The sequence below is a fragment of the Butyrivibrio fibrisolvens genome (genome assembly GCF_037113525.1).
GTDB classification, from domain to species: Bacteria; Bacillota; Clostridia; order Lachnospirales; family Lachnospiraceae; genus Butyrivibrio; species Butyrivibrio fibrisolvens.
This window is the reverse complement of record NZ_CP146963.1, coordinates 2,504,722-2,531,404: the sequence shown is the minus strand read 5'-3', so window position 1 is coordinate 2,531,404 and position 26,683 is coordinate 2,504,722. Positions and strand designations below refer to the sequence as shown.

Genomic DNA, 26,683 nt, shown 5'->3' with positions numbered 1-26,683 from the left:
AAGATATAAATAAAGGTTCTGTCGCAAATAAAAATGCGGCAGAACCTTTTTCTTTAAGATCCTAAATATCTATGGATAGCACTATTCACATGGGTGCCCGTAGATATCATTATTTAATCAGATAGCAACCTTTTCACTATCACTGGAAGTCTTATCTTCATGTTTCTTATCCGATACCTTCTTGTTAGCAGTAGAGAGCATAAGCTTGATTCTGTTAAGCTGGTTAACTTCTGAAGCACCCGGATCATAGTCGATAGCAACTATGTTAGAACCAGGATAATGTCTTCTGAGTTCCTTGATAACGCCCTTACCTACTACGTGGTTAGGAAGACATCCGAATGGCTGTGTGCAGACGATGTTGCCAACGCCTTCTTTGATCAGCTCGATCATCTCACCTGTAAGGAACCAACCTTCACCTGTCTGGTTACCGATATCTACGATAGGCTTAGCATATTCTACAAGCTTGTAGATGCTTGTAGGAGCTTCAAAGTGCGTGGATGCTTTAAGAGCCTTAGTAGCACCGCCGCGAAGCTTCTCAAGAGCCCAGATGGCAACCTTCATAGCTTTGGCAGTCTTCTTGCTTGTTCCAAGGTATTCAGCTTTGTAGATCTGGTTGTAGAAGCAGTAGAGCATGAAGTCTAGAAGATCAGGAACTACAGCCTCGGCACCTTCTGATTCAAGAAGGTCAACAAGGTGGTTGTTAGCAGCAGGAGCGAACTTAACAAGGATTTCTCCAACGATACCAACTCTTGGCTTAACCTCATCTGTGATCTCGATGTTATCAAAATCTTCAACCATCAGACGGCACATCTTCTGGAATCTTGCCATATCAGTTGTAACATTTATATTCTTTTTAGATACAAATTCTCTGCAAGCCACTAGCCACTTCTGATGAACCTCTTCTACAGAACCCTTAACCTTCTCGTAAGGACGCATTCTATAGATACATCTCATCATGATATCGCCAAATACAGCGCCGTAAGCGGCACGCTTAAGCATCTCAAAGTCAATCTTAAAGCCAGGGTTAGACTCAAGCTTGGACAGGTTAAATGAGATAACAGGAATCTGCTCCATACCGGCCTTTTTAAGAGCTCGTCTTATAAATCCTACATAGTTTGTAGCACGGCATCCACCACCTGTTTGAGACATAACTACCGCAGTCTTGTTAAGGTCATACTTGCCTGAATGGAGCTCATCCATGATCTGACCTACAACCCAGAGTGAAGGGTAGCATGCATCATTATTAACATATTTAAGTCCCATATCGATAGCATGCATATTGTCATTCTGCATGACGATAAGATTGTAACCGCAGGCACGAAGCGCAGTCTCTAAGATGTCGAAGTGGATAGGAGACATCTGAGGACACAGAAGAGTATATCCTTCTTCCTTCATTTCCTTTGTAAAAAGAACTCTGTGGTTAGCACAGTCACGAACAGTAGCGTGCTTACCTTCCTCTTCACGTACACGGATAGCAGCAAGAAGTGATCTTACACGGATTCTTGCAGCACCAAGGTTATTTACTTCGTCAATCTTAAGACATGTATAGATCTTATCTGAACCGTTAAGGATATCAGCAACCTGATCAGTTGTAACAGCATCAAGACCGCATCCAAAGGAGTTAAGCTGGATAAGGTCAAGATCTTCACGTGTACGTACGTAAGAAGCTGCGGCATAAAGCCTTGAGTGATACATCCACTGGTCTGATACGATAAGAGGTCTTTCAGGTGTTCCAAGGTGTGAGATAGCATCCTCAGTAAGGACAGCAACACCATAAGAACAGATCATATCCGGGATACCATGATTAATTTCAGGATCGATATGATAAGGACGACCTGCAAGTACGATACCGTGGCGGTGGTTGTCTTCGAGCCACTTAAGGGTCTCTTCACCTTTTTTCTTAACATCCTCGCGGCACTTTGAAAGCTCGTCCCATGCAAGAGTAGCAGCTTCAACAAGCTCTTTTTTCGGAATCTCAGTGAATTCCTTGGTAAGAGACTGAAGGATTGTATCAAGTGAAGTGAAAGCCATGAAAGGATTTCTAAGTTTAGCTTTACCGGTAGTTATAGCTTCAACGTTATTTTTAATATTCTCAGAATATGATGTAACAATAGGGCAGTTGTAGTGGTTAGTTGCGCCCTTAACTTCCTCACGCTCGTAGAAAAGACCCGGATAGAAGATAAAATCAACACCCTTGTGAATGAGCCATTCTACATGACCATGACTGATCTTGGCAGGATAGCACTCTGACTCTGAAGGGATGGACTCAATACCCATCTCATAGATCTGGTGTGAAGATCTTGGAGACAGAACTACCTTATAACCAAGCTTTGTAAAGAAGGTGTGCCAGAAAGGATAGTTCTCGTACATGTTAAGAACTCTCGGGATTCCGACTGTTCCTCTTGTAACTTCGCTGTCAGGAAGCGGCTGATAGCCGAATACTCTTTTGTATTTCCAGTCGAAAAGGTTAGGAATGCCATCAGCATTCTTGACTTTACCAAGACCTCTTTCGCAGCGGTTACCTGAAATGTGCTGTCTTCCGCCTGTGAACTTGTTGACAGTAAGACGGCAGTGGTTGGTACAACCCTGGCAGGTAGCCATGGAAGTTGAGTACTCAAGAGTATTGATCTGATTAATAGTAAGCATTGATGTTTCGTAAGAAGGATCCTGCATGAATCTGCTTCTTGCGATAAGAGCAGCACCGAAAGCGCCCATGATACCTGCGATATCAGGACGGATAACTTCAGCGCCTGCGATCTTCTCGAATGCACGAAGAACAGCATCGTTGTAGAAGGTACCACCCTGTACTACGATGTTCTTACCAAGCTCCTTGGCATCAGAAACCTTGATAACCTTGAAAAGAGCGTTCTTGATTACTGAATATGCAAGACCTGAAGAAATATCGTCGACACCGGCGCCTTCCTTCTGAGCCTGCTTAACTTTAGAGTTCATAAATACAGTACAGCGAGTACCAAGATCGATAGGATGCTTAGCAAAAAGAGCTTCCTTAGCGAAGTCCTGAACGCTGTAATTAAGAGACTTGGCGAAAGTCTCAATGAAAGATCCGCAGCCTGAAGAGCAAGCTTCATTGAGTTGAACAGAATCAACAGCCTTATTCTTAATACGGATACACTTCATATCCTGGCCGCCGATATCAAGGATACAGTCAACCTTAGGATCGAAGAATGCAGCAGCATTGTAGTGAGCGATAGTCTCAACTTCGCCGTCATCAAGCTGGAAAGCGGACTTCATAAGAGATTCGCCATAACCTGTAGAGCAGGAGCGGGCTATACGTACACCCTCCGGCATAAGCTTATATATCTCCTGAAGTGAGCTGATCGCAGTCTGAAGAGGTGATCCATTGTTACTTGAATAGAAAGAATAGAGAAGATCACCATTTTCAGATACAAGCGCACACTTTGTAGTAGTAGAACCTGCATCAATACCAAGGAATGCATTACCCTTGTAGTTATCAAGAAGAGAAGTCTTGACCTTGTACTGATCCTGACGCTTCTTGAAGGCATCATAATCTTCCTGAGATGGGAAAAGAGGATCCATGCGGGCAACCTCAAATTCCATATGGATCTCTTTAGAAAGTCTTGAGACCATCTCGTTCATATCGTAAGAAATCTTCTCGTCAGCATTCATGGCACTACCCATTGCTGCAAAAAGATGTGAATTCTCAACATCGATAGTATGCTCGTCATCAAGCTTTAAAGTTCTGATAAAAGATTTTTTCAGCTCAGACTGGAAGTGAAGAGGTCCGCCAAGGAATGCAACATGGCCACGAATAGGCTTACCGCAGGCAAGACCTGAAATAGTCTGATTTACAACAGCCTGATAGATGGAAGCTGCAAGGTCTTCCTTAGTAGCACCATCATTGATAAGTGGCTGAATATCTGTTTTTGCAAATACACCGCATCTTGCAGCGATAGTATATAAAGAATTGTAATTCTTTGCATACTCATTAAGACCGGCTGCATCTGTCTGAAGAAGAGATGCCATCTGGTCTATAAAGGAACCTGTACCGCCGGCGCAGATACCGTTCATACGCTGCTCGACATTACCGTCCTCGAAATATATGATCTTGGCATCCTCACCGCCAAGCTCTATGGCTACATCTGTTTTGGGCGCAATCTCCTTAAGGGCTGTTGATACTGCAACAACCTCCTGTACAAAAGGAACTCCAAGATGCTTGGCAAGATTAAGACCGCCTGAACCAGTGATAACAGGATGAATTGTAACATTGCCAACCTTAGCCTGTGCCTCTTTGACAAGCTCAGCAAGAGTCTCGCGAATATTAGCGTAGTGTCTCTTATAGTCAGCAAAAATAAGCTCGTGGTCCGGATCAAGCAGAGCCACCTTAACAGTTGTTGATCCTACGTCAATACCAAGTGTGTAGTCTTTTGCAATCATCTAAACCTCCAAATGAAATTACAAATAGGCTAAAATATAGTGTCAGTCAGTATTTATGTAATAGCCCTTTACAAAAAACAGGGGCAGCGTCCTTATCGATCTTACTGGTGCTGCCACATACTTGTAATTTCATATTCAAATATGATTTCTTATTAAATAGAAATTCCATTAAACATTCTTAGTGATTATAAATCATGAAACATTTTTTTTCAATGTAAAATGGTAACTAAAAGAGTTCTGTATGAGTGTTTTTGTCACTTATTCATTATTGCAATCTGAATAATATCTAAAATTTTGTTGTAATCGTTTACAGAAAACCTTTTCGATGTTAAAATTTTTTGTGTAAGAAGCGCAGTGGGACGTTTTATAGACTTTCGACTGCGCTTAAATTGTAGCTTTGAGCGTGTGTATTTATGCAGAATATACGCGATATCTTGTACAGAAATTCGAAGAGGTTGCTATGTTTAATAAACTTGAAAGAAAATATGGTAAATATGCCATCAGAGATCTTACTATAAAGCTTATGATCGTCTATGCCGTAGGATATGCGGTATGTTTACTTGGTTCAAATGCAGATCCTGCCTTTGTTTACAACTATATAAGCTTTGATCCGTATAAGATCCTTCATGGACAGGTGTGGAGACTTATAACATGGATACTTATTCCGCTTCAGGAGAATTTCATGTTATATGCCATCTCAATTATTCTTTTTTATCTCCCTATAGGTAGAATGATGGAGAATGTTTGGGGATCCTTTAAGTACAATATGTACCTGCTTTTAGGCTTTTTGGGTACTATTATCGCAGGATTCCTTTTGTACTTTGGCTATATGATATATGGTTCAGCTGTTGGTGTTGAAGTTGATGTATTAGGCCAGTATGTTGGTCTTTTGATCGGCTCCTTCACGCTTCCGTATTATGTAACAATGTCCATATTCTTTGCTTATGCAGCTACATTCCCGGATGCAACAGTACTTCTTATGTTTATAATCCCGATTCAGATGAAGTGGCTTGGAATTGCTTATGCTGCAATTTACGTATACAGCATTGGTAAGTACATTATGGCAGGCAACCTGTTTGGAATCGTAGTTATACTTGCTTCGCTTATACCATTCTTTGTTTTCTTCTTCGGAGACCGTTCAAGTAAGCTGGCTCGCGGTGCAAGCAGATACAAACCCTCCGAAGTCAAGAGAAGAACCGAGTTCAAGCACAACGTAGAAAGCGCCAAGAAGGCATCACGTATGGTAGCACCAGGCTCAGCACACCACAAATGTGCAGTTTGTGGCCGTACAGAGATAGATGATCCTAATCTTGAGTTCAGATTTTGCTCAAAGTGTAAGGGTGCACATGAATACTGTCAGGATCACCTGTTCACGCACGTTCACGTAGATAAGTAAATAATAATTCCCACTTGTTTTGGCGGATCCTGTTATCGGGATCCTGGTCAGTGCAAGTGGGAAGTTTAATTATAAAGAGGATTACAATGGATAAAGAAAAAGAATTTGCTGCGCTCCTTGCGGATGTAACTAAACTTGGTAGAGAGCAGAAGGGTATCGTATCAGAAGACCAGGTAAAAGAAGCTTTTGAAGCACTTTCGCTTTCAGATGATCAGCTTACCCTTGTATACGACTATCTTAAAAAGCATGGAATCGGTATCGGCACACCTGCTGATCCTGAAGAGTTCCTTTCAGAAGAAGAACACAACTATCTCAAGGACTATGAGGAGTCATTAAAAGAGCTTCCTGAAGTTTCTGAAAATGAGAAGATCGGCATCACCATTTCAGCTATGTCAGGCGATAAGTCAGCTCAGAACCGTCTTATCGAGATCTACCTTCCTTCAGTTCCGGATATTGCCAAGATGTACGTAGATCAGGGCGTTTATATTGAAGACCTTATCGGAGAAGGCAATCTTGTACTTACATCAGGCGTTACAATGCTCGGAGCTATTGAAAAGCCTGAAGAAGCAGAAGCCTTCCTTACAAAGATGATCATGGATGCTATGGAAGAGCTTATTTCAGACAGCCTTGATGAGGATGCAAGGGGACAAAAGGCTGTAAAGCATGTTCAGAAGGTTGCTGATAAGGCAGCTGAGCTTGCAAAAGAGCTTCGCAGAAGCGTAACAGTTGAAGAGCTTGCTGAGGAAAGCGGCATGAGCGTAGATGAGATCATTGAAGCCATTCGCATGACAGGTAATAACATCGAAGATATAGATTATACAGAGGAGTAATAGGGGATCTGATTTTCTTTTTGCCCTTGGGGGAAGTATGAAACAGTTTCTATATGAAATCGCTAGCGAACGCAAAGCGGATAATGTATTTCTTGATGCCAGAAAATTTGCTGCGGAGCACAAAGACTGGCTACCGGTTGCACATATATACTATGGCTGTACTCAGCTTGATAAAGCCATGGAAATGGTATCTTATCTAAAGGAATTGTTCCCGGGGATCATAGTCGCCGGTACCAGTTCCTGCGGTGAGATCAAGGACGGACACCTTACAGACCGTTCTATTCAGCTTACGCTGTCTTTCTTTGAAAATACCAAAGTCGAAACAATTATATTTGATTGCCGTGATAAGAGCGAATATGATAACGGCATCCTTATGAAGGAAAAAGTGGACTCTATACCTGATGCAAAGGCTGTAGAAGTCCTTTTTCCCACGCATGCCGGACTTCACGTTCAAAAGTTTTTTGATGCTCTTGAACTATGTAACGAATCCGTGGCTGTTTTTGGCGCTGCTGCCGGCAAATACGAATACGACAGCGACACCTTTGTTTTTAACGAAGAAGGCATATCGGTTTATGGTATACTCTGCGTTATCTATTCGGGCGAAGATTTTCATATCAATATTTCCTACGCCCTTGGCTGGAAAGAGCTTGGTCACTCAATGACCGTTACAAGAATAGAATCTGACAGACTTTATGAGCTTGATGGAGAACCGGCATTTAATGTATACAAAAAGTATTTGAAGATCCAAAACGACAGCTCTTTTTCCAGAAATGCTCTTGAATTCCCTCTTATGTACAGGGAATATGGAGTAGATGTAGCCAGAATACCACTTAAATGTACACCGGATGGAACACTGATCCTTGGAGGCGAATTAAATAACGGAGATACAGTAAGACTTGGATACGGCGATCCCGGAGCAATCCTTGATAATGTTTATGAAGCACAGGACAGGATAAGACTATTTCAGCCTCAGGGAATCTTTCTGTATTCCTGCATGACCAGAAAAGGATTCTGGGGAGATGACATCGATATTGAGATTTCTCCTTTTGACAAGGTTGCCCACACCTCAGGTTTTTATACTTTTGGTGAATACCTAAGGATAGGCACTAAGATCTATGTTCACAACGCAACATTAATTGCTATCGGAATGAGAGAAAAATCGCCTGTTGGTATACCTGTAATGGCTCTTCCAAGACTCATAGAAAAGAGGATGAGTGGCGAAATATCCATGGTTGAGCGACTGGTAAACTTTATTCAGGCTACTACAGGAGAACTTGAAAAACTAAATCATTCTCTTGCAAAGAAAGCACTGACAGATGATCTTACAAGGATGAACAATAGGCGCAGAATAGAAGAAGTTATGGAAGACTTCGTTGAAGAAAGCAAGTGCGACAATGATCCAATATATGTATTTCTCATGGATATAGACTATTTCAAACGGGTTAATGATACATATGGTCATGAAACAGGCGATAAAGTACTTAGGAAAGTCGCGTCAGTTCTTAAGAAACACATGCATGAAGACTGCATGTCAGGAAGATGGGGCGGCGAAGAGTTTATGATCGTTGCACGCCACATTACAAAGACAATGGCGCTTGATCTTGCTGAGACGATAAGAAAAGATATTTCAGAAGTAAGTTATGATCCTGTACCAAAGCTTACTGTATCTATTGGTATAGTTGAGATGGTTCCGACAGACACCGTTCTTGATCTTTACAGAAGAGTTGATAAGGCTCTTTATCAAGCCAAAAAAGCAGGAAGAGATTGCGTTTACTTTGGAACTTCCGATAAGGAATAAGAAACCGGGAAAACCAGTGGTCATTTTTTTGTGAATTATTCACAAAGAAAAAAGTGCGAAATTTTCATGTTTTTTAAAAAATGGTGTTGCTTTTTTGAGAATAATCTGTTATATTTTACTACGTTGAATCCACGAGATAATCTTAGCAAAATAAGCGAAAGCTTATGACGCAAAGCTATAGGGCCTGTAAAATGGCAGCCAGTTGCACTGTACTTAAAGTTTTTCCACCGTCTGCATATTCCGCAGGCGGTTTTTTGATGCTCATTTCTGGGCATATTTTTTGACATAGGATTAAATCCAGTAATTCTCATAATAGCATGATTTCTTGAATGTAAATTACAGAAACGCGCATTTACTGCGTGTTTCGTAATTTGATGAATCGGTTGGCAATAGAGCCTTCGACGAAGTCGAACTCAATTGGCTCTATTGCTGCATTCTTGAACTATATGTTCAAGAATGCATGAGTTTTCGGCTCGATTAGCTGTAGCTTTTCTAATATTTCTCCGATATACATATATGAATTGTACTTAACTAATACAAAAAATATAAAACGAAGGCATATTTAAAAGATGCTTTATGAAAGTAGCTAAAAAGATTATAAGATCCGGGTTGTACAATTCTATAAGAATCTTATCGACAGTTATGATCATAGCTGCCGTTTTTGTGCTGTCTGCATATTCTTCTTTGCATTCCCATGCAGCTCCGGAAGACTTTAGTAAGTCATCTGACAATAAAACAGGTACCGGTTTTTATGAAGACGTGGAAAATGTTCCTGATCTTGTTAACTTTGACAGTGATGACCGTTCTTTTAGCAGAGTGATCAAGGTTGGATATTTCATGATCGATGGTTTTCAGATGTATGATGAATACGGTATATATTCAGGTTATGGCTATGACTATCTCCAGAAGATCCGCACCTATACAGGTTGGGAGTATGATTATATCGGAGATGATGAAGATATTACTTTTGCCGAGCTTTACAGAATGGTTGTAGATGGTGAAATCGATCTCCTTGGCGGAATAACATGGACTGAAGAAAGAGCCCAAAAGCTCCTTTTTAGTAATGTTCCTATCGACATGGAATACACGACTATATTTATAAAAAGCGGTGATACCAAGTATTCTGCCGGTGATTATGGCAGATGGGACGGTATCAGGCTTGGAATATGCAAAGGTACAACCTATGTAGATAATATAAGAAAATTTGCAGAGGACAATTTCTTCACCTATAGAGCCAGATATTATGACAGCGATGCAGAACTTGTATCTGCGCTTGAAAACGGAGAAATAGATGCCTTAGTAAGCGGCAGTTCTCATAATTTTTATGGAGTTTCGATCCTCGCCCAGTTCAATCCAAGCTATCTGTTTTTTGTCACAGGACTTCAGAACCAGGATCTGATGGACAGCCTTAATCATGCGATTTCTCAGATAGAGACAGTAGATGCCGGCTTTAAAGAATCGATCATGTCAAAATATTATCAGGGTAACGGGATAAGCAATATTACATTTACATCCCTGGAAAACCTCTATCTCCATACCCTGAACATGAACGAGAGAACATTTGTCCTGCTTGCCAATCCCGATAACTGTCCATTGTCTTATCTTGATAGCAATGGAGAACCCGTCGGAATCCTTGTTGACATGACCAAGGCAATCTTTGACAGTATAGGACTGTCTTATGAGTTCTACAAAGTCGCCGATGGAAGAGAGTATATTCAGGCTCTGGGTGAGAAAAAAGCTGATATCGTAATAGATCTTGTTTCGGATTTTAGCGGATCAGAGAGAACCGGATACTATGAATGTGACACATATTTCAATACGTCACTTTCCATGATACATCAAAAAGAAGAACAGGAATTCAATACAGTTATAAAAAGAGATGGTGATGGCATCTTTAATGATACTGTTATAAAAGACCTTAGCGGAGCAGAAGAAATCATAATGTTGGGTTCTATCGATGCTTCAATGGATTATCTTGTAAGACACCCCAAGTCATGTACATTTTTGCCTTCAGAAACAGCAAACGTACTAGTTGAACTTGAAGAGACCAATTCTCTTGAAGCTGACAGCGCATCATATAGAAACCTGTATTATTGCCTGGCGATCAATAGCGGCTGCGGTAATTTCCTTGTCGGAATCTTCAATAAAGCCACTAACTCCTTATCTCCACAGACAAGAGGTGAGATAATAAGCAGATATAGCCGCGATAAGTACAGGGTTCACACCTTCAGGTCATTTATCTATGACAATCCAATGTATGGATTCGTTGTTGTTGGCGCAGGCATTATCATCTTTTTCCTAGTTGTGATCATATATAGCGGTAAAAAGACCAGGATCAAGATCGAAAAACTCAACACCCAGCTATCAGAATCTCTTAGCAGGGAGAAAAGAGCTTCTGAAGCCAAAAAGAGATTTTTTGACAACATGAGTCATGATATGAGGACGCCACTTAACGGTATACTGGGCCTTACAAGGAGCGTACTCAAAAACGGCGAGTCTTCAGGTAATAACCTTGATTATCTTTATAAGATAGAGGATAGCGCTAGTTATCTTGAACTTCTTATAAATGATTCTCTTGTCATGAGTAACCTTGGCAAGATCGAATTTGACCTTGATCCCAAGCAGGTAGACCCCGGCCAGACTTATGACAGCCTTAGAAACGTGGCCCTGACCTATGCGGACGAAAGAAATATACGATTTGTAGTTAGAAGAAAAGAAATAGTAAACCTGCCCACAATCCTGGATTATAACAGGCTTGAACAGGCTGTCCTTAATGTTGTCTCAAACGCAGTCAAGTTTTCATATGTAAATGGTATAGTTGAGATCGACCTCACAAGTAAAATGACCCCTGAAAATAAGGTCGAATATACTCTTACTGTTCAGGATCATGGAATTGGTATGAGTAAAGAGTTCCAGGAGACCATGTTTGAAGCCTATACTCAGGAAGACAGAGGCGAGATGACCGATCATGCCGGAACTGGCATCGGCCTTGCCGTAGTTAAGTCTATTGTTGAGAAGATGAACGGCTCTATAGACGTTAAGAGCCAGGAGAACATCGGAACAATAGTTAAAATGACCTTTGAATTTGAAGTAAATACAAATTCTATTGTAGAAGAGCTATCTGATGCTCCTGACAGGAAGGACTGTCTACATGGCAGGAACGTTCTTTACTGTGAAGATAATGAGCTTAATATGGATATAGTATGCGCTATACTAGAAAGCGAGCATGTCAGCGTGGCAAGAGCCTGGAACGGACAAGAAGGTCTTGATAAGTTCCTTAATTCTCCTGCAGGAACTTATGACGCAATCCTTATGGATATCAGAATGCCTGAAATGGACGGCTTTACAGCTGCCCGAAAGATAAGAAGCTCTGATAAAGAAGATGCAAATAGCATTCCTATTATTGCTGTGACAGCCAATTTCTATGACGATAATAAACAGGCATCGAAAGAAGCGGGTATGGATTCGATCCTTTCAAAGCCTGTTGATCCTAAGATTCTTATTGGAGAGCTGAAGAAGTATATCTGTAAATGAAACTAATATTTTACTTCAGTTCAATGATTTTGTAAGTTTGTTAAAAAAACTGGTAATAATGCCTTCTTACATCTATTTATTACGGAGTTTGCGCTTCTTGAGCCAGCGTACGAACATATAGCGAAGAATCAGGAATCCTGCAGCACTGGATGCAATGGCAAAACCCATAAATCCAAGGAATGGGATTCCGAAGATACGAGGCTTCATGTCGGTAGTACAGATGATGGCTGAACCTATAAGAAGGCCAGTAATGCACATTCCAATTACAAGATTTCTTACAGAAGTATAGACAAGCTCTGCAAAAGGACCTGAAATCTGGAGTCTTAGATTGGTCCTTGATTCCCCTTTTAAATATTCCTTTAATGCATCTGTAGCAAGGCCCGGGAGTTCTATGCCTTTACTTGCTGATCTGTAAAGCCTCTTTAGATTAGTCTTAAGCTCTGCCTTTAGATCGATATCTTCAAGATATGTCTCACTAACCCTTGATGCAGCGATATCAAACATATTGATCTCAGGAGCTATAGCTACAAGATCGCCTTCTATATGGGCAAGACCCCTTGCGAGCATAGTGACACCGTGAGGGAGAGCCAGACAGTTATTTTTCATGATGTCCATAAGATCCTGCATGGATTCGGGGATGTTTATGGATCCCATGGAAAGAGAGCCGTATTTATTTAAAAAGTCACGCAGATGTTCATATAACTGAGCTCTGTCAACAGGACCAAACTCATCGCAAAGGTCCATAACAGCGCTTTCAAGCATCGATACATCGCGAAGAGCGATACTCTCAACGCCCCTCATCATGATACGTCTCTGCTGCTCAGTTAGGCGTCCCATCATTCCCATATCAAGCCAGATGATCTTGCCATCTCTAATGCATATATTGCCTGGATGCGGGTCTGCATGGAAGAAACCATCGTCCATGACCTGTTTGATAAAATTGTTGACGAGCTTCTGGCCGATCTCATGAGTATCATAACCACGCTTTAAAAGCTCTTCAGTATCAGTAATGCTGACACCATCAACATATTCCATTACAAGGACGCGGTCGGTCGTATATTCTTTGTATAGTTCAGGAATACCTATATAAACAACATCTTTGTTGTTATGAGCAAATTCAGTGATGTTGGCTGCTTCCTTAAGAAAGTCCATTTCCTGCTGGGCAACAGTCCACATTTCGTCAAGGACCATGTCAAGGTCCACCATATTCTTAAGATCACCAATTTTGGGCATCAGGGATACAAGGCGGTGAAGAAGTCCAATATCACGCGCCATGATATCGTAGATGCCTTTTCTTTGAACCTTAATTACAACATCATCCCCGTTTCGAAGGACTGCTTTATGAACCTGAGCTATAGATGCTGAGCCAAGGGGAGTTTCTTCGATAGAAGATAAGATGTCGTTTATGTTACACATCCATGACTTTTCAAGGACTTCCTGGACCTCGTTAAAAGGCATGGGAGTAACATCTGACGTAAGGTCCATCAGAGCATCACAATAACGCTTGGGCAGGATGTCTGAATGAAGAGACATTATCTGCCCAAGCTTTACATACGTGGGTCCGAGTTCTTCGAGAATCGTCCGAAGCTTTTCGGGAGATATGCCGCGGGTAATATGATTGCGCATAAGTACCTCGCGGATTTCTTTGAACCTGGAAGTGTTGTCTTTGGTGTTTTTAGTAGTAGTTTCAGCCATATTCCTTATTACCTCGGACTACATCGACTTTAATAATAGTGGAAGTGGTGGAGCTTGCGACACCACTTCTTAGAGATTGAAAATTGAAAATTTTCAATCTCATTTTTCCTTTAGAGCTTCTTTTAAGTTCTTGAGTTCCTCTTCAGAAAGAGAACCTACGAAATCCTTCATATCTTTTGGAGCTGCAGAGCCGTCTTTGTGCTCTTTATAAGTGCGCTTTAACTCTTTGTTGAGTTCCTTGCCCTGTTCTACAGTGAGTTCACCTTTTTCAACAAGAGTTCCTACAAGCTCATCAGCCTTCTCAGCTGTAAGAGCAACAGCGCCTACGCTTGCCAGAAGAAGCTTTTTAAGACCGTCAGTAATAGGGTTTTTGTTGTCTGCCATGATGAATCCTCCTTATTTGCATGTATTTTAGTATTTATTGACTTGAACTTTGCACATTTAAAATAGTCTAGGTTGTCGAGTATTCCTGAGGATGACAGTTGATAAATGATTTATTTGTCATGAAAATTGTATAAAATTCAAGGCATGATATCTGGAATAATATATTCTGGGATTCATAAACTCGCTTCGCTCAGACAGATGAATCCCAAACAGAATATATTATTCCATCTATCAAGCTCTTGAATTTAATACAATTTTCAAAGACAAAAAAATCATTTATCAACTGTCATCCTCAGGAATATTCAAGGTATTGAGTATGTTTTAAATGTGCGAAGTTTAAGTTATCAATTAAAAAATCCAATAATGAAATAGTATAGTTTTGGAAAGAAGATTATGCCGCCAATAACAGCAGACAGGATGGCTGCTACTAGAACGGCGCCGGCTGCAGCGTCTTTGGCTTTTTTTGCTAGGGGTGCATATTCTTTGCTTGCTAGATCCACGACTGCTTCAATTGCTGTGTTTACAAGCTCAAGGGGAATGATAATCGAAAAAAGCAAAATGCATATGAACCATTCAGTAAGGCTAATTTTAAGGATAAAGCCGAATATAATGACCAGAGTAGTAACAATTAGGTGAATCTTGATGTTACGCTCATCTTTGATAGTGTTAAAGATTCCTTCAAATGCATACCCAAAGCTCTTGTAAAGTGGACTTCGTTTCTGATTATTCTCCATTGGCATCTGCCACCTTTGTTTATGACTTTTGAACTGAAAAAGATATAGGAACTATATTATTTATTTTACTATAAATGGATTATTTAATCCACATCTGACTTCGCTTTTACGCGTTTTAAGCCGCTTATCCTGAAAATTGTGCAGTTCGTCGGATTTTGAAGAGGAATAAGGTGAAAGGTAGTACAATGCTGTTTAAGCGGTATATCGTAGAAGTTTTTAAATTTAGGTGAAATGAAGAAGGATAATAATCAGATGTATGAGAATAATATAGTAATGAACCAAAATACCAGACATAATAAGACTAAGGAGAATCCTATAAATGTATCTTATTTTTCTACTGAATATTTTGCGCTTTGTTTTGCTGGGGTTATGGTAATTTTGCTTGGATTACTTTTCTTGACAAATGATAGCTTTGATAGACACGGTAAAGAAGACAATGCGCTAGGTGTATTAGTTATTATTATTGGTATATCAATGATAGTGGCTGGCATTATGATCATGAAAAATCGAAAAATAAAGATTGTTGGAAATAGGCTGATATATGTATCAATGTTTAGGAAAAAACACTCTTTTAATATTGATAATATAAAGAAAGTAGAAATATTGGGATATAGGAATACTTCAGAATATAAGATTGAGATTATAATAGATAATTATTCTTGGTGGTTAAAAGTTTATAAGGACTGTCCGGGTTATGAAGAGTTAAAAAAATATTTTTACAATAAAGGAATGTTATCTGTAGCCGGACTTAAAATACGGCCTTACGATGATGAAAATGAGATATATAGTGATGATGAAAACTGATAATAAACAGTTATAATCTTAAAAAAGACCTGACAAAATAATAAATACAAGCAGGATATGGAAAGAAGGAGCTATTTATGAAAAAAGTTACATTACTTAAAAAATACTGCCTAGTAGGACTGGCAGGTATTATTGCTGCATCGGCTATAGGATGCACTAGCGAAGATATCAATCTTGATAAAGATGAAGTTGCAGAAGATGTATCTTCGGAAGAATCATTAAAGGATGAAGAAAACGAAAAGGTAGAAGATAATGCCGCAGGTTCTACTGGCGATTCTTCCGATAGTGAAGATGGCAAAGATGAGTCAGATGCTAATACTGAAAGTACCGAAGACGCTGATGGCAACGACGATGATACAGATATCGGCGCTAATAGCAGAACTGCATATAAAGAATTTGAAGATGGCACAGCGAAAGTTAAGTATGTGATATCAGATGGCGACTTATTCTTCAATGCTGAGTATAATGATCCGGTATTTGAAGAAGGCGAGTTCTATTCCATGGATGAAATCATTGAAGCTTGTAAGGAACTTGGTCAGTACAATGCAGATGGAAATCCTACGATTACCTATACAGAGATCGACTGTGGAGACGATTGCATTCCGGAACTATATGTTGATATTCAGTTTGGCGCTGCATCTTCTCTTGCAATGATCATTAAAGAAGTCGATGGCGAGCTGGTTCTTTGCTATGATGAACTTTATGGTTACAGATATATGCTGGAAATTGGCTCTGATGGAACTATTGAAGGATCAGGAAGCAGTGCGGCAAATATTCATTCTATTAAGAAAGCATTTATTGACGCTGATGGAAATTATATTTACTATTACGGATGTACAGAAACACTTAGTTTATACAACTTCAGTTTATATACATCAGGAGTAAACGAAGCAGACCTTTCTACTGACGGACTTGATATTAATCACATCGGCGTAGACCAGTACTACTTTAGTGAAGACTATAGAAACTGTGATTACTTCTATCATTACTTCATATTCGATGACAACTATGAAGATATTTCTACTGATGCAGACTATGAAGATTCAAGCGAGATCAAGCAGGCATTCAGCGATGCCGGCGTACTGCCTTATACTCAGGATGAGATAGACGAAATGCTTGCTGAAAGGGCAGAAGAAGTCGGATATCCTGGAAAATAATCTTTATGAGATAGTATAAATTCATGACTTTTAGTATGAAGTGAAAAAAGATATAGAATCATAAAGAACAAAGATTATAAATCAAAAACCCGTTTACGTTAAAGTGAACGGGTTTTTGTACGATTAATTGGGAAATGGTCATTCATATAATTGCCTACGGAGATCAGAGTTGAACGATGTATTTACTTTGCCATTTTCTCCATTCTATCTTTAATGACAACAAACCTCTTTTCTTTACATACCGGATTATATCTTTTATGCTCCATATAGCGCAGGAAATACCATGCTGTATTGTGAGGTAACTCTTTATCGGATGTGCCGGTACAGATTTTTTCTACATGGGCAAGCATATTTTCAAGGCTGGTTAAGGTTTCTTCTTTTTTTCCTTGAGCCACATAATAAGTTGATATATATCTGTACAGTACTGCAATGCCGCCATTAAAATCAGCTGACTTTTCTTCATTCGTTATTTCCGATATGAGCTTGCAAAAGTCTATAATGCGTTCAAAATAGCCAATCTTAGCATCCCAATTATCTTCCTCATTCGGTAGAATGTATGCCACATAATCACGGAGATTATTGACCAGACAACGTGACAGAGTAACTAAGCAATCACTGATTTCATCCTTTTCCTGATTAGCTCCGTTAAAGAAATCTGTGATAAACATTTCCCTGCATGACCAAATGCTCGGGAGCATTTTAACTACATCGGCATAGCCTTGTTCATCCTTCCAGGCTTCTTTGTAAAGAACTGCCAGATTTTTGATACATTCAAACCTGAAATCATAATCATCTGACTGTCTGATGAGACCTCGAAGCATTTTCTCTGCTTCCCTTAATAATGCGGTGTTGGGATTTTCTTCGAACATTTCGGAGCATAAAGCCTTAGCCAAAGAAAGACTTATCTTCATATCGTTTGGAAATTCCACATGAGCCTCTCTTAACAAATCTATCGAAGCACGATTATACCCAGAATCTTCTATGTTATTTATTGCAGTATAAATATTTTCACGTCTTGTTTCACGCTCCGAAAGCTTAACACCTAGCAACTCATCCACACTTATGCCAAAGAAACCGGCTATATCAGGCAGATACTCTATCGCAGGATATCCTGATTCAGATTCCCAACGACTGATAGCCTGCGGAGTAACCCCAATGCTTTCAGCAAGTCTTTCCTGCGTAACACCTTTTTGGGTCCTTAATTTCTTTATGTTTTCTCCTATTGTAATATTCATTCCACATCACTCTCCAATGTCATTTTCAACCGGCAAAATGTTTTGCGTTTTAGTTCTGTAAGCTTACAAACAAAGCATAGCGACAATGGGTAGAGAAATCAATTATCAATTCATTGTTGTTATATAAATGATTCATTGTGTTGAAACATAAAAAATTGAGCCATATTACCGGCCCGAGAGATAACGAAAAAGGGCTAAGCCTTTTGATGTCTGCGGAAGATGGGACTTGAATTTTTTTAGAATCTCACAAACCAAGTAAGAAAAGAGGTTCTGACACCGTCCCCCGAAAGGGAACCCCCTAGGGAACCCCTCGCACTACTCTAAAAATGAAAGCAGTTCTTTTATGTGATCTGTATTTTTGCTACCGACAATTATATGGTCACAACCATCCAAAGCAAATTCCAAAAGTTCATTTAGGGAGTGTTCTTTTAACGCATCACCCATAGCCAGAGGCATACTTGCTACGGTCTTAAAGCCCAGCTTGTGACATGCCTCGGCAAGAGTCAATGCTTCGCCATTAACATGCTGGCTAAGTACTGTCCGAGAATAAGGGCAAAGCATGTTGTATTCAAAAATAACGTACTTTAAATGGCTTTTCCCGCCAGCTACTTTGTCCGCACGTTTTTTCGTTACAGTTCAGACCCAATGTCATTTAGTTAACATCACGAGTTAGATTCTTTATTTAGGGTCTAACTCATTTTTTATATAAAACAGTTGACATAGTGAATCAAATATGCGGCCGCTCTAACTACTGATTGATTTTTAAGAGGTAGTTAGAGCGGCCCTTGAAATTAGCAATGTAATCATTGTTTCAATTTCAAGGAGGTTCAAAAATGTCATTTGCTCTACAAGTCAAAGATTCGCTACTTAATATTATTTCTAACATGTCAAAAGATGCAGGAAAGTTTTCTATTAATCCTGACAAGTTTTTTTCTAGAAACAGAAAGCTTGATTTTTCTTCCTTAATTCATCTTATGTTATCAATGGAGGCGGGAACTATTAAAGATGAGCTTCTTAATTATTTTTCATTTCAAGTAAATACACCGACTAACTCTGCATTTATACAACAACGATGTAAATTGTCTACAGATGCTTTACCTTTTTTGTCACATACATTCAATGATTTATACCCATACAAACTTTATAAGGGTAAATATCTTCTTTTAGCTGCCGATGGTTCTTCTTTCACCTTTACCAGAAATCCAAAGGATGAAGAGTCATATTTCCCACCAGATGGTAAAACTACAAATGGTTATAATCAAATACATATAATTCCACTGTTTGAGCTGTTATCAAAACGCTATACCGATTGTACTGTGCAACCAATCAGAAAGAAAAATGAGTTTCAAGCCTTATGTGATCTTATTGATCGCCATCACTATGTCCCTGATCAAAAACCTATATTTATAGCAGATCGAGGATTCCATTCTTTTAATGTATTCGCGCACGCAATTGAACATAATGCATATTTCCTTATTCGTGCCACTGACATAAAGACTCAAAGACTTCTTGGTGCAGATTATATTTTTACTGAAGATGGCTTCGATATTTCTATCAATCGTATACTTACCCGGAGTCAATCTAAAAAGAAACGCCAACATCCAGAATTGTCCGAACAGTACAAATATATATGTCCAGAAGTAAAATTCGATTACATTACTCCAAGCGAGCGGAGTGAGTATCAATTATCTCTCCGTGTTCTCCGATTTAAAATCTCTGAAAATATATATGAAAACATTATTACCAATCTTCCGGTTGATAAGTTCTCAATGGAGGAAATCAAATATCTATACAATCTCAGATGGAATGTAGAAACTTCATTCCGAGAGCTTAAACATGTGATTGGTGCAGCTAACTTCCATTCAAAAACTCGTAAATATATTGAAATGGAAATCTGGGCACGTCTTATTCTTTACAATTTCTGCTCTATAATTACGGGGCATGTTACAATCATTCAAAAAGGCGGAAAGCACATATATCAAGTCAACTATTCTGTTGCCTACAAAGCATGTCATTATTTTCTAAGCTTACATGCTGGAGAAGATCCACCTGATGTAGAAAACCTGATAGGAAAAAATTTGCTTCCTATCAGGCGCGATCGGAAATATGCCCGCCAGCATAGATTCCGAAATCCGTCTAGCTTTACTTATAGATTCAAGTAATAGCTATTATACCAATAATAGAATACTATGTGAGCGGCAGATTTGCATCTGCCTATTTGTCATGCTCAAAAGTCACTTGTGAATTCATATCAGCTTGGAAATAATTTTTAACTATCGATTCCGACCATAATAATGCTAATTATCAGTTCTAGTAATAACATCTATCCTTCTTAACTTACTGACATTGGTTCAGACCCTAGCTTGAGATGAGAAGACCGGTAGACTACACTTGATTCATCAAGTCGATCTACCGGCCTTTTGTCTATCGAAGATCTTCGATACGCTGTCATACACGCTGGATTCTGGATCCTGTCTTAATGACAGAAGCATACTCATGCTCTGACAGAGGTAATCAATGCTCGCATCCGAGCGGAAACTCATGACTTGGTGCTGCTTGCGTTTATAGGCACGCAAAAGACGTTCCGCCATGTTATTGTTGTGCGGAACTCTTATATCATGTAAAAACAGCAGATGGCTGGACCTATACTTTGCCATGCGCCTGTATAAGTTATAGCCTTCCCTATAGTATTTACTGGGTGGAATATATTCGTATTCTTCTCGGGCTTCTTCCAGGATGCTGTCATATCTTTCTTCAAATTCCATGACAGTTTTTTCATCAAATCCTGTGGTTTCATCAATGCCATTTCGGTAATGAACCATTTCCCGCAGAAGTTTATACATCTTCTTATTCCATTTTCGATCAGGCTCATTCTGTATGCTGTCTTTACAGTATCTCAGGATATGAGCGATACATTCCTGATGGCCACTGCCATAATTATAAAAGGTGGTGTCATGGTCATGGATGAATATCGCTGACTGGTTAAGGTCGACAGGGGTATCTTTTATTCCTGCATGACCTTTGTTTTCCCTGAAATAGTACTGGGCAGTCCCATCCGGAGCAGCAACAATAAATACAAATCGACTGCTTCCATTGCTTCTGGCATTGGTGTTATCTGTATGGAGTACAGGCTTCTGCATCAGTGATGCAAAAAGCTCTTTCTTTTCCTTATCCGTTTTCATGGAGAATTCTTTGGAGAGACCATTGACCATGCCTTTTGAAATGCTCAGTTTTCCGTCAGTGAGATCTGAAATAAGTTTGATGGTCTTGTCTATGGAGACACAACATTCATTATTAAGGATGAATGCAAGTGCTTTGACGCTGCCGCCATAGTTTACGTCATTGATATATCCTTCTGGGAACTGCGCGTGGGATCTTTCGCCCGTCTTTGAATTATAGTAGACTTCAGCAGCGTATTCGTTAACATCCAGGAAAAACCTCAGATTTATCATCTGTTTACGGATGACTTTGCCGGTTTTCTTGAAGTCAGGATCTTCAAGTACTTCTTCCGGTGGAGGCAGCATAATAACTGGCTCTGATACAGCCTGCTTTTTTCGACCGTGACCTTTGTGCCCAGGCTGACCGCCTGGACGTCTGCCGCTTTTTTCTCTGCTGTTGGATATTTTCTTGTGATTTGGAGACTGGGAAGATGGTTTAGAAGAGTTCTCATAATCTCTGTTGATCTGAGCCGTCAGTTTAAGATTCTTTCCCTGTTCTTCTTCAAGCTCAGTTTTTACTTCATATAATTCACGCCTTTGTTCAGCGACCTTGTCCAGGGCAGCATCTCGCTGCTGCTCCACCAGGATGATGCGCTTCTCGAGCGCTCTGATCCTGGCATCTTTAGCAGCGATTTCTTTCTGATGATCCTTATAGACATCTTCAATGGTGTCCCACCATTTATTTCTGACATCTATAGTTTGTGCGTGAGCCTTGGACAGCTCGACTTCAAGTTTGTGTATGTGGCATTCTTCAGTATGAAGCATACTCTTATACTGAGCATCCATCTGCAGATACTTGGATCCGTTCTTGAAGGCATCAACCTGTGCCTGAAGATTCTTGACGCGGTACTGTAGAGTTGTAATTATTTCATACTGATAGTCGTTCATAGAAGTGATTACTTAGCCTTTAACTGTTTTATTTCTGCTTTGAGAGATTTGATGAGTATTTCTTGTGCTTCACATTTCTTTTGAAGCTTTTCATATAGCTTTTTGTAGTCGGGGTCTTTTTCTTCGGTTTCCGCGGTCTTTCTATGTCTTCCATCAGTTGGAACCATTTCACCGGTTTCCGGATCAATCCTTCCGATCAGCGTTCTTTTTGCCCGGCTCTGCTTTTTTTCTTTGTCCCAGTATGCCTTGGATTCATATACGTAAGTGATGCCGGTTCGTTTGTCTAACTGCTTAATTATGCCCATGGCGTTCTCCTTTCAAAGATACATCGTTACGTTAATATTATATATCATAACGATTATAAATGCAATAGGAAACCCAGAAAAAGTCAGATTTTTTCTGGGTTTGTGTTACAGTTCAGACCCTAGCTTGAGATGAGAAGACCGGTAGACTACACTTGATTCATCAAGTCGATCTACCGGCCTTTTGTCTATCGAAGATCTTCGATACGCTGTCATACACGCTGGATTCTGGATCCTGTCTTAATGACAGAAGCATACTCATGCTCTGACAGAGGTAATCAATGCTCGCATCCGAGCGGAAACTCATGACTTGGTGCTGCTTGCGTTTATAGGCACGCAAAAGACGTTCCGCCATGTTATTGTTGTGCGGAACTCTTATATCATGTAAAAACAGCAGATGGCTGGACCTATACTTTGCCATGCGCCTGTATAAGTTATAGCCTTCCCTATAGTATTTACTGGGTGGAATATATTCGTATTCTTCTCGGGCTTCTTCCAGGATGCTGTCATATCTTTCTTCAAATTCCATGACAGTTTTTTCATCAAATCCTGTGGTTTCATCAATGCCATTTCGGTAATGAACCATTTCCCGCAGAAGTTTATACATCTTCTTATTCCATTTTCGATCAGGCTCATTCTGTATGCTGTCTTTACAGTATCTCAGGATATGAGCGATACATTCCTGATGGCCACTGCCATAATTATAAAAGGTGGTGTCATGGTCATGGATGAATATCGCTGACTGGTTAAGGTCGACAGGGGTATCTTTTATTCCTGCATGACCTTTGTTTTCCCTGAAATAGTACTGGGCAGTCCCATCCGGAGCAGCAACAATAAATACAAATCGACTGCTTCCATTGCTTCTGGCATTGGTGTTATCTGTATGGAGTACAGGCTTCTGCATCAGTGATGCAAAAAGCTCTTTCTTTTCCTTATCCGTTTTCATGGAGAATTCTTTGGAGAGACCATTGACCATGCCTTTTGAAATGCTCAGTTTTCCGTCAGTGAGATCTGAAATAAGTTTGATGGTCTTGTCTATGGAGACACAACATTCATTATTAAGGATGAATGCAAGTGCTTTGACGCTGCCGCCATAGTTTACGTCATTGATATATCCTTCTGGGAACTGCGCGTGGGATCTTTCGCCCGTCTTTGAATTATAGTAGACTTCAGCAGCGTATTCGTTAACATCCAGGAAAAACCTCAGATTTATCATCTGTTTACGGATGACTTTGCCGGTTTTCTTGAAGTCAGGATCTTCAAGTACTTCTTCCGGTGGAGGCAGCATAATAACTGGCTCTGATACAGCCTGCTTTTTTCGACCGTGACCTTTGTGCCCAGGCTGACCGCCTGGACGTCTGCCGCTTTTTTCTCTGCTGTTGGATATTTTCTTGTGATTTGGAGACTGGGAAGATGGTTTAGAAGAGTTCTCATAATCTCTGTTGATCTGAGCCGTCAGTTTAAGATTCTTTCCCTGTTCTTCTTCAAGCTCAGTTTTTACTTCATATAATTCACGCCTTTGTTCAGCGACCTTGTCCAGGGCAGCATCTCGCTGCTGCTCCACCAGGATGATGCGCTTCTCGAGCGCTCTGATCCTGGCATCTTTAGCAGCGATTTCTTTCTGATGATCCTTATAGACATCTTCAATGGTGTCCCACCATTTATTTCTGACATCTATAGTTTGTGCGTGAGCCTTGGACAGCTCGACTTCAAGTTTGTGTATGTGGCATTCTTCAGTATGAAGCATACTCTTATACTGAGCATCCATCTGCAGATACTTGGATCCGTTCTTGAAGGCATCAACCTGTGCCTGAAGATTCTTGACGCGGTACTGTAGAGTTGTAATTATTTCATACTGATAGTCGTTCATAGAAGTGATTACTTAGCCTTTAACTGTTTTATTTCTGCTTTGAGAGATTTGATGAGTATTTCTTGTGCTTCACATTTCTTTTGAAGCTTTTCATATAGCTTTTTGTAGTCGGGGTCTTTTTCTTCGGTTTCCGCGGTCTTTCTATGTCTTCCATCAGTTGGAACCATTTCACCGGTTTCCGGATCAATCCTTCCGATCAGCGTTCTTTTTGCCCGGCTCTGCTTTTTTTCTTTGTCCCAGTATGCCTTGGATTCATATACGTAAGTGATGCCGGTTCGTTTGTCTAACTGCTTAATTATGCCCATGGCGTTCTCCTTTCAAAGATACATCGTTACGTTAATATTATATATCATAACGATTATAAATGCAATAGGAAACCCAGAAAAAGTCAGATTTTTTCTGGGTTTGTAGCCAATTTAATATGTGATTTTTAATCGTTAGGGTTGTGTGTCAATCTAGCGTCTGAACTGTAACGGGTTTGTAGCCAATTTAATATGTGATTTTTAATCGTTAGGGTTGTGTGTCAATCTAGCGTCTGAACTGTAACGTTTTTTCAACTCGTGAAGCCTCGATATAGGATATATGATTGTATTTGATCTATATATGTGATATCATGCAGTTGAATAAAAGAAAGGGCGATTTTTCGCAGAGGTGACTGAATGATTATTAGATAATTTGATTTAGGTGAACATGTTGATGATGGCTGCTGCTTATGCAGCGGTATTATGTGTACGCTTAAATTGGATTATCATGCATTCGAAGCCTTTATTTATATATAGGTCTTTTTGTGTGAGTCTATTTTGCGTACGCAGGATAGGCTTATTTTTTAGCTGAAAAGGGAGACTTATATGGCGAGACATTTATTGATAAAAGCAGAGAATATAGTCCATTCCTATGGAGAACAGACCGTACTGGATTTCGACAGGTTCTATCTGTATGAGGGCGAGAAGGTTGGACTTGTTGGGATGAATGGCGCAGGCAAGAGCACGCTTCTCAAAATTTTGGCAGGGGAGCTGGAACCAACCAAAGGAACAGTTTCGAGCAATTGTATTCCGTTTTTTTTTGAACAGTTTGGCTCAGACAGTGAATACTTTGAAACTGACTATGCAGAAGCCGGCAAGATGGGAGTTGCAGACCACATCTGGCAGGAAAATGTTAGCGGCGGAGAAGATACCAGGATAAGACTTGCACAGCTCTTTTCAAGTCCACATGCAGTGGCATTTCTCGACGAACCCACATCAAATCTGGATTATAACGGTGTGGAAATGCTCAAAAAAAGACTGAACGAAATAGAAACACTGGTCGTGATCAGCCATGACAGGTCCGTTCTTAATGAAATATGTGACAGGATCGTAGAGATTTCTTTTGGCAAACTTCAGAACTATAGCGGAAATTATGATGAATATGTTGTTCAAAAAGAAGAACAGCGAAAGACTCAGCAGGCCGAATACGAGAACTATCAGGCTGAAAAAAAGAGGCTTCAAAGCGTTTACGTTGAGAAAAAAGCTAAGGCTAAAACTGTAGATAAAAAGCCCAAGAACATGTCAGCAAGTGAAGTAAAGGTTAGAGCGTTCATTGGAAATAGAAAACCTGAGGACAAAGCCCGTGGAATAGAAAGAAGTGCCACAAATGTCCTAAAACGCCTTGAACATATGGAGGTTAAAGAAAAGCCCAAAGAAGAACTTACAGTAAGACCTGATTTCAGACTGACCAATCCGCCAAGAAATCCCATAGTGATCCGTGGAGAACATATTTCTTTTGCCTATGATGACCACGTTATATTCGACGATGCAGATTTTATGATCAAGAATGGAAGTAAGGTTGCGCTACTGGGCGGTAACGGAGCCGGCAAGACTACTTTACTGGAACTAATAAATAATAGAGAAAAAGTATACGTAGTCCCAGGAGCCAAAATAGGATATGCCAAGCAGAACATGTCCCAGATCGACCTTGATCGAACCGTTCTTGAAAATGTGCGCAGAGTCAGTATCCAGAGCGAGAGTCTTTCGAGGATTGTACTGGCACGTCTTTTGCTATCAGAAAGAGATATGAACAAAAAGGCATCAGAGCTTTCGGGTGGTGAGCGGATGAAGCTGTCTTTTGCCATGCTCTTTGTATCGAATGTGAATTTGCTGATACTGGATGAGCCGACGAATTATCTGGATATACCATCTGTAGAGGCTTTGGAGAAAATGCTGATCGAATATGAGGGGACACTTGTATTTACTTCGCATGATAAGGTGTTTGTGGACAGGATTGCTACAGAGCGGATGTATATTGGGGACGGGAAGATTAAACAGGAATAAAAAGTGGCGTCACTTAGCGTGGCGCCATTACTCTTTCTATATATATTATACCACAGATAAATACAGCATTTAAAGCCTTGTTTTTTGCAATTTTGAATGGTAGATTTAGAGCCTGA

Annotated in this window: 17 protein-coding genes and 1 riboswitch; of the genes, 8 read left to right on the top strand and 9 right to left on the bottom strand. The window is 40.0% G+C overall.

What is annotated here, in order from left to right:
• Positions 1-117: 117 nt before the first annotated feature.
• On the bottom strand, positions 118-4,416 hold the full coding sequence (locus tag WAA20_RS10595; protein ID WP_073386970.1) for a 2-hydroxyacyl-CoA dehydratase: 4,299 nt from the start codon (positions 4,414-4,416) through the stop codon (positions 118-120).
• A 460-nt stretch (positions 4,417-4,876) separates the two neighbouring features.
• On the opposite strand from WAA20_RS10595, the gene WAA20_RS10590 reads away from it, so the two are divergent.
• From WAA20_RS10590 to WAA20_RS10575, 4 genes are all read left to right on the top strand, one after another.
• Complete coding sequence (locus WAA20_RS10590) at positions 4,877-5,812, top strand: hypothetical protein (protein ID WP_073386969.1); 936 nt, start codon at positions 4,877-4,879, stop codon at positions 5,810-5,812.
• 86 nt (positions 5,813-5,898) lie between these two features.
• On the top strand, positions 5,899-6,642 hold the full coding sequence (locus WAA20_RS10585; RefSeq protein ID WP_073386967.1) for a sigma-70 domain-containing protein: 744 nt from the start codon (positions 5,899-5,901) through the stop codon (positions 6,640-6,642).
• Positions 6,643-6,679: 37 nt separating this feature from the next.
• The gene (locus tag WAA20_RS10580; protein ID WP_073386965.1) at positions 6,680-8,440 is read left to right on the top strand and encodes a diguanylate cyclase; all 1,761 of its coding nucleotides are present in this window, start codon (positions 6,680-6,682) and stop codon (positions 8,438-8,440) included.
• 134 nt (positions 8,441-8,574) lie between these two features.
• Positions 8,575-8,650: riboswitch (cyclic di-GMP riboswitch) on the top strand.
• Positions 8,651-9,016: 366 nt separating this feature from the next.
• A complete protein-coding gene (locus tag WAA20_RS10575) occupies positions 9,017-11,974 on the top strand; it encodes a transporter substrate-binding domain-containing protein (RefSeq protein WP_073386964.1) in 2,958 nt (985 codons plus the stop codon).
• 72 nt (positions 11,975-12,046) lie between these two features.
• Here the strand turns inward: WAA20_RS10575 and WAA20_RS10570 are convergent, their stop codons facing one another.
• The 3 genes from WAA20_RS10570 to WAA20_RS10560 form a co-directional block, all read right to left on the bottom strand.
• Positions 12,047-13,669, bottom strand: coding sequence for an AarF/UbiB family protein (locus tag WAA20_RS10570; protein WP_073386962.1), 1,623 nt, complete (start codon positions 13,667-13,669; stop codon positions 12,047-12,049).
• 99 nt (positions 13,670-13,768) lie between these two features.
• Positions 13,769-14,053, bottom strand: a complete 285-nt coding sequence (locus WAA20_RS10565; protein WP_073386961.1) for a hypothetical protein — start codon at positions 14,051-14,053, stop codon at positions 13,769-13,771.
• A 344-nt stretch (positions 14,054-14,397) separates the two neighbouring features.
• The gene (locus tag WAA20_RS10560; RefSeq protein WP_073386959.1) at positions 14,398-14,793 is read right to left on the bottom strand and encodes a diacylglycerol kinase family protein; all 396 of its coding nucleotides are present in this window, start codon (positions 14,791-14,793) and stop codon (positions 14,398-14,400) included.
• A 225-nt stretch (positions 14,794-15,018) separates the two neighbouring features.
• Here WAA20_RS10560 and WAA20_RS10555 point away from each other — a divergent pair, with 225 nt between their 5' ends.
• Both WAA20_RS10555 and WAA20_RS10550 read left to right on the top strand, forming a co-directional pair.
• Positions 15,019-15,591 carry a hypothetical protein gene (locus WAA20_RS10555; protein WP_139263704.1) on the top strand — a complete coding sequence of 191 codons (573 nt, stop codon included), beginning with the start codon at positions 15,019-15,021 and terminating at the stop codon, positions 15,589-15,591.
• A 77-nt stretch (positions 15,592-15,668) separates the two neighbouring features.
• On the top strand, positions 15,669-16,748 hold the full coding sequence (locus WAA20_RS10550; RefSeq protein ID WP_073386956.1) for a hypothetical protein: 1,080 nt from the start codon (positions 15,669-15,671) through the stop codon (positions 16,746-16,748).
• A 182-nt stretch (positions 16,749-16,930) separates the two neighbouring features.
• On the opposite strand, the gene WAA20_RS10545 is transcribed toward WAA20_RS10550, so the two are convergent.
• Positions 16,931-17,983, bottom strand: a complete 1,053-nt coding sequence (locus WAA20_RS10545) for a helix-turn-helix transcriptional regulator (protein ID WP_022759620.1) — start codon at positions 17,981-17,983, stop codon at positions 16,931-16,933.
• A gap of 833 nt (positions 17,984-18,816) precedes the next feature.
• On the opposite strand from WAA20_RS10545, the gene WAA20_RS10540 reads away from it, so the two are divergent.
• Positions 18,817-20,145: an IS4 family transposase gene (locus WAA20_RS10540; RefSeq protein ID WP_338800926.1), complete on the top strand. Its 1,329-nt coding sequence runs from the start codon at positions 18,817-18,819 to the stop codon at positions 20,143-20,145.
• 237 nt (positions 20,146-20,382) lie between these two features.
• On the opposite strand, the gene WAA20_RS10535 is transcribed toward WAA20_RS10540, so the two are convergent.
• From WAA20_RS10535 to WAA20_RS10520, 4 genes are all read right to left on the bottom strand, one after another.
• Positions 20,383-22,089, bottom strand: a complete 1,707-nt coding sequence (locus tag WAA20_RS10535; RefSeq protein WP_027217083.1) for a transposase — start codon at positions 22,087-22,089, stop codon at positions 20,383-20,385.
• Between the two features lie 8 nt (positions 22,090-22,097).
• Positions 22,098-22,394, bottom strand: a complete 297-nt coding sequence (locus WAA20_RS10530; RefSeq protein ID WP_338800922.1) for a hypothetical protein — start codon at positions 22,392-22,394, stop codon at positions 22,098-22,100.
• 160 nt (positions 22,395-22,554) lie between these two features.
• Positions 22,555-24,261 (bottom strand): transposase, encoded by a 1,707-nt coding sequence (locus WAA20_RS10525; protein ID WP_027217083.1) that lies wholly within the window; start codon positions 24,259-24,261, stop codon positions 22,555-22,557.
• An 8-nt stretch (positions 24,262-24,269) separates the two neighbouring features.
• Positions 24,270-24,566, bottom strand: a complete 297-nt coding sequence (locus WAA20_RS10520) for a hypothetical protein (protein WP_338800922.1) — start codon at positions 24,564-24,566, stop codon at positions 24,270-24,272.
• 543 nt (positions 24,567-25,109) lie between these two features.
• On the opposite strand from WAA20_RS10520, the gene abc-f reads away from it, so the two are divergent.
• Positions 25,110-26,567 carry a ribosomal protection-like ABC-F family protein gene (gene abc-f / locus WAA20_RS10515; protein ID WP_073389882.1) on the top strand — a complete coding sequence of 486 codons (1,458 nt, stop codon included), beginning with the start codon at positions 25,110-25,112 and terminating at the stop codon, positions 26,565-26,567.
• Positions 26,568-26,683 lie beyond the last annotated feature (116 nt).